The organism is Streptomyces sp. NBC_00252, assembly GCF_036187565.1.
Lineage (GTDB): Bacteria > Actinomycetota > Actinomycetes > Streptomycetales > Streptomycetaceae > Streptomyces.
The window spans coordinates 2,949,357-2,960,978 of the sequence record NZ_CP108087.1; the positions used below are offsets into that span (position 1 = coordinate 2,949,357).

Sequence of the window (11,622 nt, forward strand, 5' to 3'; positions counted from 1 at the left end):
GGCGTGACGGCGGGCGGCGCCACGGACCTCACGGACGTGAGGACGGACGGACCTCACGGACGTGAAGACGGCAGGCCGAGGCCGGTCCGGTCCCTTCAACCGAGGCTCCGGACCGGCCTGTTGCTAGGTTGACGGACTGATCCCGTCCGAAGGGCGGGGTCTTACGGGGACACGGGGAAGGGATCCACACGTGGCATGGGACGAGTGGGAACAGCTGAAGAGCCAGGCCGCGCAGAAGCAGTCCACGCACATGCGGCTCAATCGGGTTCCGGATGAGGGCGGCGGCAGCACACCACAAGGTGATCTGACCGTCAACCACAAGGATCTGGCGGCGATCGGCGACCGGGCGTTCAAGCTCTGGCAGGACCTGGGCCGCTATGGCCGCGACGCCTGGTCGAGCAGCCAGACCGCGGCCTCGGATCTCACGACTCAGGGGTTCAAGCTCGGCGGGGCGCTGGACCACGTACAACAGCGGTGGGAAGAGCAACTCACCAGTCTGCTCGACGCGTGCGCGCATATCTCCAACCACATGGACTACACCAAAAAGGCGCACCAGGGCGACGAGTTCTACATAGCCGGGCAGATCAGCAGCATCTCGACACTGGACAAGGGTTTCAGTGAAGGGACGGGTCACTGATGGACCTCGACACGCTCCGATTCGGGAACTTCGCTTCGCTCGGCACCGCCATCGATGACTGGTCGCAGGTGGTGAAACACCTGGAAACCCTGGAGAAGGACGCGCGTGAAGGCCTCAAGGGGCTTGCGGACAAAGCCAGTTGGTCCGGTGTCAACGCGACCGTCTCCCGCGAGTTCATCACCAAGACGGGCGGCGAGTTCACCGACGCCCACACCCAGGCGACGACGATCTACAACATCCTCAAGGACACCCACGACGAACTCGTCGGCTATCACGACCAGTTGGTCGAGACGATCTCACGGGGTCTCAAGAAGAACCTCACCGTGATGGACACCGGCAACGGCTCCTTCACCGTCACCATGAACATCCACCCCGACCGCGCCGCGAAGGGAACCACGGTTCCCGACCACAGCCAACAGGACGTGGACGAACTGTGCGAGGACGTCAAACGCCTCCTCACCAGGGCGACCAACAGCGACGACACCGCCTCCGACGCGCTGCGCGCGATAGCGGACGAGGCCAAGTACGGCTTCTCCGGCGCGGCGTACAAGGACCGGGACTCCGCCGCGCAGGCGCTCAAGGACGCCGAGAAATACGCGAACCTCATCAAGACCAAGGGGGACTCCATGTCCCCCGAGGAGTTCGACGATCTCAACCGGCAGCTCGCGGGATACAAGAACGATCCGCTGTTCCAGGAGAAGTTCGCCACCACGCTGGGCCCGAAAGGCGTGCTGGACTTCTGGGCGGATCTCTCCGACCCCTCCGACGGAGGCGACCTCCAGCGGGCCCGCCTGGACCAGCTCGGCGATTTCCAGAAGAACCTCGGCCTCACCCTCGCGGGCGCGACACGGTCGGACTCACCGGCCATGCAGCAGTGGGAGAACGGCATGGTCGACCTCGCGGACGACCGCATCCAGACCCGCGGGACGCAGGTCTACGGCTTCCAGCTCATGAGCAACCTCATGCGCGTCGGGGACTACGACGACACGTTTCTGGACCGGTACGGGAACGCTCTCGTCTCGACCGAGAAGAAGATGCAGATTCCCGACCACTACTGGAACGGCATGGGCGGGCCGCCCATGCCCAAGATGAACTTCATCGGCGAGGACTTCGGCCGGGACCCGATGACCGGTTTCATGACGGCCCTGTCGAACAGTCCCGATGCCGCGACCGCGTTCTTCAACGAGACCCAACCTCAGGACAACGCGGAATGGGTTCTCAAAGACCGCCCCGTATTCGACGACACACCACTGGACAGCCACGACGGGAACCAGTCACGCGAGGCCACCGGCAACGCACTCGTCGCCGCGGCCACCGGTGTCAATCCCAATGATCCGCATGCCGTTCCGGTGGACCACAGTGCCGAGAACCGCAGCGTCCTCGACCGGTCGCTGAAGATCATCTCCGGCACGGGCGACGACTTCGCCCCCGAGATGCGGGACGACATGGCGAAGGTGCTGGTGAACTACGGCGACGAGGTGCACAACACGGCGAGTTCGCTCGCGGACGATCCCGGTGACCCCCGCCAGCTCGACCGGCACCAGCTGCTGGAAGTGACGAAACAGGTGTCCCGGGACCAGCACGCGTACGGGATTCTCAACGACGGTCTGAACAAGGAGATGGTCCGCGACATCTACACGGACCACCCCAGCGACCCCAAGGAGACCCTGCTCCGAGCCGGGCACACGGTGGGCTTCCTGGAAGAGGCCCGCTATCAGGCCCTGGCGACCGACAAGGAGGATCCCTCGTGGAATGCCAAATGGCTCTACCACGGCTTCGGCGGCGCCGTGAACTTCATTCCGGTCGTCGGTGACGCGGCCCAGCGCGGGGTCGATGCCCTCGCGTATCAGTGGCAGTTGGACGAGCAGGCCCGTATCAACGACGACAACGCACGCCAGAACGGCGAGGTGTTCACCGCACGGGAGAACCAGTTGCAGAAGCTCAGCGACCTGTGGATCGACGCCAATCCGAACCACGGCGACAGCAACAGATACACACTGACGTCCGAGATCAACGGTGCCGCTTTCGACGGCAACGCGCGGGCTCAGGGACTGGCGGGCAACCAGTGATCACACGCGTAACGGGACCTTCGGCGCGGCGCACCGCCACCGCGGTGACGATGCTCGTCCTGGCCACGGCCGGCTGCACGGACTCGGACTCACGTGCCTACAGCGTGCCGGACAAGGTCTGTGGAGTGGCCGTCGACTCGGACCTCCTGTCGCCGTTCCTGCCGGACGGAAAGAAGCTCACCCAGCGGGCCTACGACGCCGGGCAGGAGAGCCCGCGCTGCCGCCTGTCGGTGGACGGCAAGCTGGTCGTCTATCTGACGGACGACGTCGTCCCCGCGGACACCGATCCCGTCAAGGTCCAGGACCGGGCCCTGGTACGCCTCGGCAACCCCGCCTCCGTCGACATCGGTGACAGCGCCAGGGTCGCGGACAACGGAGCGCTGGCGGTGGCCATGTGCACGTACAAAGGCCAGCAGCGCAAGTTCGTCACGCTGGTGCAGCTCCAGCAGAAGGTCCCCGAGAAGACCTCGCAACGGCGGGATGCGCTGCGCTCGTTCCTGAAGTCCTATTTCCCGAAGGCCATGGCCAAGCAGGGCTGCACACAGGCGAGTTGAGCCGCTGCCTCGCATGAACTCCCCGCGGCCCGGAACACAAAGGCGGCGGCGTGGGCACCTCCCGTGCGTGCCCACGCCGCCGGGTGTGGCCGAACTGTCCTACGCGTTGTCTGCGTTGGGTGGCGGACCGGCTGGGTAGCGTGGCGCGGAGCCCGTCAGCACCCGTGGGGATCCGAGGGCTCGCGCAGGCCCGCGTCGACCCCGAAGTGATCGTCTTCTGCTGGTTCAGGGTGCGAGGGTGGCGTTCAGCCACTCCGCGCACGGTTGTCAGGACTCAGCACGGCTACTCCTTGGGCGGCCAGTCGCCCGAAGCCCGTCGGCTCATGTAGTCGTCCACCGGAAAGACGCTCGGCGGGAAGTGGGCCTTCTCCCCGTTGTGCGGGACCACGACAACGCTCGTGATCGGCGACATCAGCCAGTCCCCGGTCTGGATGTGTTCTTTCCAGTCGAAGCTGATCGTCCACCCGTAGGCGTATTCGACGGATTTCTCAGGAAGCATGACCAAGGAGTCCGACTTCTCGGGATACACCTTCCTGAGAAGTACGGTGGCAGAATCCACGGCTGCGGCTCTGCTCAGCATTTAGGGAGCTCCCTTGCCATAGGGGACGTGCATGATCTGTTTTGGCGTCGCTCTCCAACAGGCCCAGCTTTACGCGTTTCGAAAGTGACGGTCTGTCCGGACATCGTGCGGCCGACATGAAACAGGGTGGGCACCTCCCGTGCGTGCCCACCCCGTTGCCTCCGGCCGACCTGTCCTACTCGAAGAAGCTGGCGGCCTTCTTGTCGCCGCCGCGGTAGTCGCCGCCGGCCTGGTGCACCTTCTGCGTGATGGACAGCAGCGCCTGGTGGATGGCGCTGGTGTGGCCGTCCCACTCCTTCGACTTCCGCTGGAAGGAGTCGTACGCGTCGCCGGCCCAACCCTCGGCCGCGTCGTGAACGCCCTTCTTCAGCGCCGTGAGGTCGCTCTCCAACTGCTTGGCCAGGTTGCCGAGTTCAGTGGCGAGGGCGTCCAGGGTGCCGTACTTGACGGCAAGATCCTGCAGGTGCGGCGTGCCGGTCATGTTTCCTCATCTCCTTGACGATGTGAGAGGGACCTCGCGGTCCGGGGTGCGACGCTCGGAGCGGTCAGTAGAGGTTGAGCGCCGAGGTCTTCGCACCGGCGTCCACTTCGATGCTGGAGATCGTGGAGTGGAGTTCGTCCTCGAGCTTGTCCTTGTCCTGCTTGGTGAGGTGAATTCCGTTCAGGAAGTCGTCGAGCATGCGGCCGATCCCGGCCATGTGCTCGTTGATCTCGTGCTGCTTGGTCTTGAACGCGTTGGCTCCGAAGCCGGTCCAGTTCGCCTCGATCATGTCGATGCAGCCCTGGAGCTTCTGCAGGTGCTTCTTGACGTTGTCGTACCTGTCGATGACGTTCGTCTGGAGCTTTTGTACATGTGCATCTTCAAGCTTGCGGCCGTCAGCCATCTCGGCACTCCCTTTCGCGAGAGAGGTTGGTGTTCCTGGGTGCGCAACACCGAGTGGTGAGGCGCTGGTTGGTCGGGGTTCGCGCTATCCGCCGGCTCTCATACGCCTCGCCGCGAACGGGCCGCGGCGAAGGCGCCGCCGGCGACCACGACCACGGCCACCGCCGCTCCGATCGCGACCCACAGCGTCGTATCACCGGACGAGTCCGAACTCGCGCCTGCGGCAGAGGTCTGGCCGCCGGAGGTGGGGTTGGAGGCTTGCGAGGAGGGCGACGGGGAAGCGGCGGCCGAGGCACCGGTGTCGGACAGGCCGGGCATCTTCTTGTTGGTGACCGGATCGACGTCGGCGGCTCCGGGGTCTCCCTTGCCCTTCAGGAGAACCTGCGCCGGCCGGATCGTGCCGTAACCGAGGTACCGGCTCGGGGTGTTCTTCGGCCAGTCCCGGCCCGCGGTGTCGATCATGACGCGGAGGACCTGGTTGGCGGTCCACTTGGGGTGGGCGGACCAGATGAGGGCGGCGGCGCCGGAGGCGATGGCGGTGGCTTGGCTGGTGCCGTTGCTCTGCGGGCAGTACGCCTTGAATGTCTTGTCGCACCAGGTGGGCACGTCTACGCCCGGCGAAGCCAGGTCAACGTAAGCACCGTTCTCCGAGAACTTTGCCACCTCGCCGTTCTCGTTGATGGCTGAGACGCCGACCACGCCCGGGTACTTGGCGGGATAGCCGATGTAGTTCTTGTCTCCATCACCATCGTTACCCACACCGGCGATGAGCAACTTCCCCTTGCTCTCCGCATACTGCACGGCTTCAAGTCCGCCGTCGATCGGGAAATCGCCAGTGAACGACATACTGATGATCTTCGCATCGGAGTCGGCAGCGGCACGGATGGCCTTCGCCGAAGTGTCGCCCTGCTTCTCAATCGTCTTGCCGATTCCGGTAAGCGCAGTGCGGATCGGGATAATTTTGGCCCCCGGCGCAACACCTCGCAGGCCGCCCCCGCTGCCCGTCCCCGCGATCAGTTCGGCCATTGAAGTGCCGTGGCTCTCGTAGTCATCCGTTTCATCGCCGGCGGATCCCGTGACATCGACTCCGGGGAGCACCTGCCCCTTCAACGAACTCGTGTCCGGGTTGACACCAGTGTCGACAACTGCGATCGAGATGCCCTTACCAGTGCTGACTTTCCACAGCCCCTGGGCGTTCATCGCGTCCAGGTACCACTGCTGCGACTGGACGTCGTCGGCAGCCGCCGAAGGGGCGAGCCCAACAGACATGACGGCCAAAGCACCGAGCGTCGCGCCCACGGTGGTCACATGCCTCCGGGCATTACTCGCCCACAGCGCGGCCCGGATGCGGCGTACGCCAGTCCCTGACTTCATGCTTCTGTACGTCCTCGGTCGTTTCGGTCAGTCGGTCGCCGACGGCGCATCGTCACGCGAGCGCTTCTTGTTCTCGGCAGATTGCTGTTGACGCTGCGTTCTCCGGCCTGCGGCACGGCCCAGGCCGCGCTCCTCTGCGGAACCGGACACCTGGCCTGAACCACCGGACGCTGCTCCGTTGCCCTTGACGCCACGGCGACTCGCGGGCGCGCCCACGACACCGTCCGCGTTGCCCGGAGATCGACGCTGAGACTGCCCCTGCCCCGTGCCCGGCGCCGGTTTGTTCGCACCGATCACTCCGCGCTGGCCCGGCTTTTCACCGTTCGGACGAGCGCCGGAGGTGCCCTCTCCGCCGATGACCGTGCCACGAGGAACCCTGGAACCCGTCGCGCTCGTGCCGCCTTCAGAAGTGGGCCTGCCGCCCACCACTCCACCCGTTCGGGCGGCGCCTGTGGCTCCGGGGCCGGTCCGGGGAGATGACTGACCGGGCACACCGCCCACACGCCCGCCCGGTACACCGCCTGTGCGGGAACCGGTCGCACCCGTACTCCTGGGCACGCCGCCGGTGACCCCCCGCCCCATGGGCGATCTGCCCGTCGCAGATGCAGGCCCACGGACACCCTGTTGGCCAACTGCGGATGCACGACCCACCGGTCCCACACTGCCACGACCCGTACGGCCTCCAGCAGTGGTTCCCTCAGGGGTGGTAACCCGCCCCTGAGCCGATCCAGGGGACCTTCCGCCAAATCCGGCAGCACGCCCGACCGGACCTCCGAAGGCAGGAGGCACCGCGCCGGTCCCTGTGGGAGGCAGCATCCCTCCCGGAGGACCACTGGGCCCTGTCACAGACGGCGTAGGAGTCACTGGCGTCGGCTTCACGGTTTCCGAAGGCAGCGTGCCGACGCTGTTGATCTCGGTACCGACAGTGGGCCGATGCACGTCGAGATTCGTGTGTGCAGGATGATGCCCAGTTGGCAGATCGTCTCCGGAGACGTCGCTCGGCAGACCGACGTGGCTGCCTCCACTCTCACGGACAGCTGCTCGGTGGACCGGTCCTGAGTTGGAGTTGTCTGTGGAACCAGAGCGACTCCGCCCCGGGCTTTCGATCGGATTCAACATCCCCACGCTGGGCATCGCCCGATACGGCTCCGGCGCCGCCTTCTCCAACTTCGCCAGCTCGGACCCCGACACCGAGTAGAACGACGCCAACCGGTTCATCTGGTTGATCGCCTCTTGGCGGTCCTTCTCGACCTGGACCGCCTCGCTGTACTGCTTGTTGCCCTCGAACTGCTGGAGAATCGGGAGCTGTCCCGGCTTCTTCTGGTCGGCGACGGGGCGGGAGTCCCGGGGTGGCAGGGAGCTGCGCACGGAGGCCAGCCCCGTCGCGGCGGCCGTGACCTGCACGCCGGCGCCGTCGGCATACGTGGCGAGGCTCTCGGTGTGCGCGGCGAGGCCTTCGCCCCACTTCTGGAACGCCGTGCCGGCGTCGCCCTGCCAGTCCTCACCCGCGTGCTTGAGGTGACCCCTGAGCTCAACGGCGGCGTCGCTGATCGCCTTGCTCGCCTTCGCCAGGGTCTCGCCCGCGTGCTCCAGGTCGGCGGGGTTCGCCTGATGGACCAGGTCGATCATGGCGTTGAGCTTGTGGTCCTCGAAGTCCGTGACCCTGCCGTTCGTCAGGAGGCGGACGCGCCTCGATCCGAACGCGTCGTGCATCAGCTCCGACACCCCGGCCAGAGCGTCGACCTGGCCGACCTGGAGGTCGACACGCTGCTTGTCGGTCAGCTCCTTCGGCGCCTTGTCGTCCCCGCTCACTACTGGAGTCCCTTCGTGGACTTCTTGGCGTCGCTCAGCTTCCGCTCGCCCTCGCCGGACTTCTTGTCCTGGGCTTCGGTGTACAGGCGGTCCGTCTCGACCTGGATCTCCCAGAAGCGGCGTCGCTGGTCGTCGTCCAGGCTGTCGAAGCCGTTCTGTGCGCCCTGTGTCGCGATGCCCATGGCTTCGATTTGCAGCCCCAGCGTCTTGGAGAGCTGCGTGATGTGCTCGTGGACCGACTGGTACTGGGTGAACAGCGCGTCCGCCTCGTGGAAGTCGAGGCCGTGCCCGCTGAGGGATGCCCGCGAGACCCGCTGCGCGCCCACCTTGGAGGCGCTGCCCGCCGAGTCCTCGAACTCGGAGAGCAGTTTGTCGATGCGCTGCTTGAACGTCGTCAGTACGCCGGCGCCGACCTTGAGGTCAGCAGCCGTCTTCGGTGATGCTCCGCCTGTCATGTCCGCAGGAAGCATGATGCCTTCCCTCCCCGTTTTCGTCGCCCGCCCCCCGGGCGACTGCACCCCGTGAGCGTTCCTCTCCGCAACGAGTTCACTCTAGTCGCTTCCTGTGACAGTCCCAACTGCCTTATGCGACAGCTGTGCTACCACTCGACCAAGCTTCACCGCACCTTCACGGCGTGCTCTCGCGTCCACCTGGGCCGCTGCTGCCTCCTGACGCTACGTGACCCGCGGACCGGTGGCCTGAGTACGGCTACTCAGGCGTCGTGGCCGCACACCTGTGAGTGAACGTCAGGGCGGGTGGAGGGGTGACGCGGGGCCGTCGTTGCAGCGTGGCCATTGCGAATGGCATCCTCCGGTTCCGTCAACTCCCGCCCTGGGCCTGCTTCTTCCCAGGTCGCGGCGTCTTGACAGACCGGCGGGGAATGTGAGGGCGCCGGCCGAGGGAGTCGACGTTCGTCATTCCAGTCCCGCCACCCTCCGTGCCCGCTTCCGCGCGTCCCGTGTCGCCACCGCCGTGCCGCCGAGTCCCGCCACCAGTACGGCCGCGCCCAGGGCGACGTAGGTCGCGAGGCGGGCGTTGTGCTCGTCGGGGGTTTCGCCGAGCTGGAGCTTCGCGGGGGACGGGGCCTGGGCCTTGGTGAGGCCGTCCTGGGGATCGGGGGACTCGATCGGGTGGTCGTCCTCCGTGAGCGCGCGGACCGGGTCGACGACGCCCCAGCCGACGAGGCGGTCGTGGCCGGCGATGGTGCGCTCGGCGGTCTGCTCGATCTGGGCGACGACCTCGCGGGCGGTCCAGTCCGGGTGCTTGGCCTTGATCAGCGCGGCGACGCCAGCGACGTAGGGGGCCGAGAAACTCGTACCGTTGTCGGAGCAGTTGCCGCCCTTGGGCACGGTGGAGATCATGTCGACGCCGGGTGCCGCGACGCCGACGAAGTCACCGGACTGGGAGAAGGACGCGCGTTCGTTGTTGCGGTCGGAGGCCGCGACGGCGAGGACACCCGGGTAGGACGCCGGGTACGTCTTCTTGACGTTGCCGCCCAGGCCGTCATTGCCCGCCGACGCGACCACCACGATCTTGTGGGCCAGCGCGGAGTCGATCGCCGTCTCCAGGGAGGGGTCGGGCTTCACCGCGTTCGACGTGTCCTGCGAGATGTTGATGACGTCGGCCCCGGACTGGATCGCGTAAGTGATCGCCTGCGCGAGCGTCAGCGCCGTGCCGTGGCCCTCCGCGTCGTTCTGCTGGATGGGGATGATGGTCGCCTCGGGGGCCAGGCCCACGAAACCGGTGCCGCCGACCGGGCGGGCGGCGATGATGCCGGCGACCTTGGTGCCGTGTCCCACGGTGTCGGTCGTGCCGTTCTCGCTGCCCCGCTTGATCGCGTCGCCGTTGCTGTCCTTGAGGTTCTTCGGCAGGAGGTTGCGGCCGCTCTTCACGTCCACCGCATGCGTGAGCTGGGGATTCTTCACGTCCACGCCGGTGTCGATCACCGCCACCCGTACGCCCTTGCCCTTGGACTGGTTCCACAGCTCGTCGAGAAGGACACGCTGCAGGGCCCAAGGGCGGCCCGGATACTTCTTGTTGGGGAACGTGCACTGGTCCGAGAAGGAGTCGTCCGCCGACGCGGGGGGCGCCAGCGCGACCGTGGTCACGGCGAGGGTCGCGGCCGCTGCCGCCATGGCCGCCGCCGTGCGGAGGGGACGGGAGAGAGTCGTGTACGGCATGCCCAACTCTCCCTACGATCCCTGCGGTTGACGTGCCGCCGCCGTCGACAGGCGGGGCCCCGTGGGCAGGAACTCGGACCAGGACGCGGGGATCGGCGCCGGATCGACGTCGGCGTACCCGAGGCGGATCTGGGCCTGCTCGGCCTCCTGCTGCTCCTGCTTGCGTTCCGTGGCCGTCGTACCGATGCCCGCGTCGCTCGTGGCGCTGTCGGCGTTGGACTGCAGGACGTACCGCAGCCCGGTGTCGGTGACCAGGAAGACAGGGCCGGCCTTGGTCTCCTCGCCCTGGAACTGACGGAAGAGCTGCCCGGAGCCGGGGGTGACGTAGGCGCTGGTGGAGCCGGTGGGGAGCGGGGCCGGGAAGTCGGTGCCCGCCCAGGTCGTCAGGGTCGTCTCGCCCTTGCCGCCCACCTTCTGCAGGACGTTGCAGATGGTGCTGCGGCTGCCGGACGCGTCCGAGGCCTCGTTGACGGCCTTGGGTTCCTTGGTCGGCCAGCGGTTCTCGGCGCCGAAGGTCCCCTTCGGCTCGATCGCGCCCGGGCTCACCCCGGTGGCGTGACCGGCCTGGCCGAGCGGGGCCAAGTCCTTGCTGTACAGCAGGAGTTGGGCGACGAAGGCGGAGATCTGAGCGACCCGGCCGGGAAGCACCACGTAGTAGTGCTCACCGCTGGCGTCGGACGCCTTGAGCACCATGCCCACCTTGTTGGCCGACGCGTCCAGCTCACCCGGGGCGCCTGCGGCCGTACCGGACGCGGCGCCGATGGACGGGAAGGTGATCGGGTCGCCCTGGTGCAGGGTGGCCAGCCACTCCTGGGAGACGCGCTCGGGGTCGCGGCCGGAGCCGACGACCGCGCGCAGCAGCAACTCGTCGCTCTTGTCCACGCGGTACGCCGTGCCGCTCGCGTCCACCACGTAGCGGTTCTTGTCCGGGTCCACGACGTAGAGCAGTTCGCCGCCCCGCAACCGCTGTTTGCCCTCGGTCTTCTTCATGTCGCGCTTGGCGAGGACCAGCGCCGCCTTCTGGATGGAGCTGCCGCCGGCGCTCGGGCGCTCGCAGACGGCCCAGCGCTTGTCGGCGCCCGCCTCGCCCGCCGAGGGCAGACGGTCGGGGGCGTACGGGATGCCGACGGTGACGCCGTGCGGGATCTTGCCGCCGTCGAGGACCGACTCGTCGACGGTGACGACCTCGCCCTGGCCGGGGTTGAGAAGGAGCTTCGCCGACGCCATGTTGAGGACGGGGTGCAGCTGGACCGTGTCGCCGGTCTTCAGGACGACGTAGCGGGTGGTCGACTTGCTGGCGATGATCACCTTCGACTTGGGGGTGTCCCAGCCCTGGGGCGCGGTCGGTTTGAACATGCCCCACGCACCGAAGACCGCCATGACGACCACGCCCACGATGACGCCCGGCACCACTCCGCGCAGCGGTCGCGGTGCCCCCTCCTCCGAGCCGTCCGGGGACGACTGCACGAAGGACGCCAGCATGCGCCGCTTCGCGAAGGTGTAGGCGTTGAGCTGGTCCCGCCGAGATGCCAT

The 11,622-nt window shown here is 67.1% G+C and carries 11 protein-coding genes; 3 read left to right on the forward strand and 8 right to left on the reverse strand.

The genetic code is table 11. The features are described 5' to 3' along the window. The first annotated feature begins 190 nt into the window (after positions 1–190). The 3 genes from OHT77_RS12480 to OHT77_RS12490 are packed head-to-tail and all read left to right on the forward strand — an operon-like array spanning position 191 to position 3,260. Positions 191–637 (forward strand): hypothetical protein, encoded by a 447-nt coding sequence (locus OHT77_RS12480; RefSeq protein ID WP_328828365.1) that lies wholly within the window; start codon positions 191–193, stop codon positions 635–637. Beyond that, complete coding sequence (locus OHT77_RS12485) at positions 637–2,706, forward strand: DUF6571 family protein (protein ID WP_328828366.1); 2,070 nt, start codon at positions 637–639, stop codon at positions 2,704–2,706. Before OHT77_RS12480 ends, OHT77_RS12485 begins: the two co-directional genes overlap by 1 nt. Then, positions 2,703–3,260, forward strand: a complete 558-nt coding sequence (locus OHT77_RS12490) for a hypothetical protein (RefSeq protein WP_328828367.1) — start codon at positions 2,703–2,705, stop codon at positions 3,258–3,260. Before OHT77_RS12485 ends, OHT77_RS12490 begins: the two co-directional genes overlap by 4 nt. A gap of 283 nt (positions 3,261–3,543) precedes the next feature. Here OHT77_RS12490 and OHT77_RS12495 read toward each other — a convergent pair whose 3' ends face one another. The 8 genes from OHT77_RS12495 to eccB form a co-directional block, all read right to left on the reverse strand. After that, on the reverse strand, positions 3,544–3,840 hold the full coding sequence (locus tag OHT77_RS12495; protein ID WP_328828368.1) for a YrhB domain-containing protein: 297 nt from the start codon (positions 3,838–3,840) through the stop codon (positions 3,544–3,546). 175 nt (positions 3,841–4,015) lie between these two features. Next, entirely contained in the window at positions 4,016–4,321 is a 306-nt protein-coding gene (locus OHT77_RS12500) for a WXG100 family type VII secretion target (RefSeq protein ID WP_328828369.1), read from the reverse strand. A 64-nt stretch (positions 4,322–4,385) separates the two neighbouring features. Continuing rightward, positions 4,386–4,724 (reverse strand): WXG100 family type VII secretion target, encoded by a 339-nt coding sequence (locus OHT77_RS12505; RefSeq protein ID WP_328828370.1) that lies wholly within the window; start codon positions 4,722–4,724, stop codon positions 4,386–4,388. Positions 4,725–4,822: 98 nt separating this feature from the next. After that, complete coding sequence (locus OHT77_RS12510) at positions 4,823–6,031, reverse strand: S8 family serine peptidase (RefSeq protein WP_328828371.1); 1,209 nt, start codon at positions 6,029–6,031, stop codon at positions 4,823–4,825. A 93-nt stretch (positions 6,032–6,124) separates the two neighbouring features. Next, positions 6,125–7,909: a WXG100 family type VII secretion target gene (locus tag OHT77_RS12515; RefSeq protein ID WP_328828372.1), complete on the reverse strand. Its 1,785-nt coding sequence runs from the start codon at positions 7,907–7,909 to the stop codon at positions 6,125–6,127. Continuing rightward, entirely contained in the window at positions 7,909–8,379 is a 471-nt protein-coding gene (locus OHT77_RS12520; protein ID WP_328828373.1) for a hypothetical protein, read from the reverse strand. Before OHT77_RS12520 ends, OHT77_RS12515 begins: the two co-directional genes overlap by 1 nt. A gap of 444 nt (positions 8,380–8,823) precedes the next feature. Next, positions 8,824–10,089, reverse strand: coding sequence for a type VII secretion-associated serine protease mycosin (gene mycP / locus OHT77_RS12525; protein ID WP_443047996.1), 1,266 nt, complete (start codon positions 10,087–10,089; stop codon positions 8,824–8,826). Between the two features lie 12 nt (positions 10,090–10,101). Then, positions 10,102–11,622, reverse strand: coding sequence for a type VII secretion protein EccB (gene eccB / locus OHT77_RS12530; protein ID WP_328828374.1), 1,521 nt, complete (start codon positions 11,620–11,622; stop codon positions 10,102–10,104).

What these genes read in the sequence shown, in the direction of transcription:
- OHT77_RS12485 (WP_328828366.1), top strand. Translation starts at nt 637, where the DNA reads ATGGACCTCGACACGCTCCGATTCGGGAACTTCGCTTCGCTCGGCACC.
- OHT77_RS12495 (WP_328828368.1), bottom strand. Translation starts at nt 3,840, where the DNA reads ATGCTGAGCAGAGCCGCAGCCGTGGATTCTGCCACCGTACTTCTCAGG.
- OHT77_RS12500 (WP_328828369.1), bottom strand. Translation starts at nt 4,321, where the DNA reads ATGACCGGCACGCCGCACCTGCAGGATCTTGCCGTCAAGTACGGCACC.
- OHT77_RS12505 (WP_328828370.1), bottom strand. Translation starts at nt 4,724, where the DNA reads ATGGCTGACGGCCGCAAGCTTGAAGATGCACATGTACAAAAGCTCCAG.
- OHT77_RS12520 (WP_328828373.1), bottom strand. Translation starts at nt 8,379, where the DNA reads ATGCTTCCTGCGGACATGACAGGCGGAGCATCACCGAAGACGGCTGCT.
- mycP (WP_443047996.1), bottom strand. Translation starts at nt 10,089, where the DNA reads ATGCCGTACACGACTCTCTCCCGTCCCCTCCGCACGGCGGCGGCCATG.
- eccB (WP_328828374.1), bottom strand. Translation starts at nt 11,622, where the DNA reads ATGGCATCTCGGCGGGACCAGCTCAACGCCTACACCTTCGCGAAGCGG.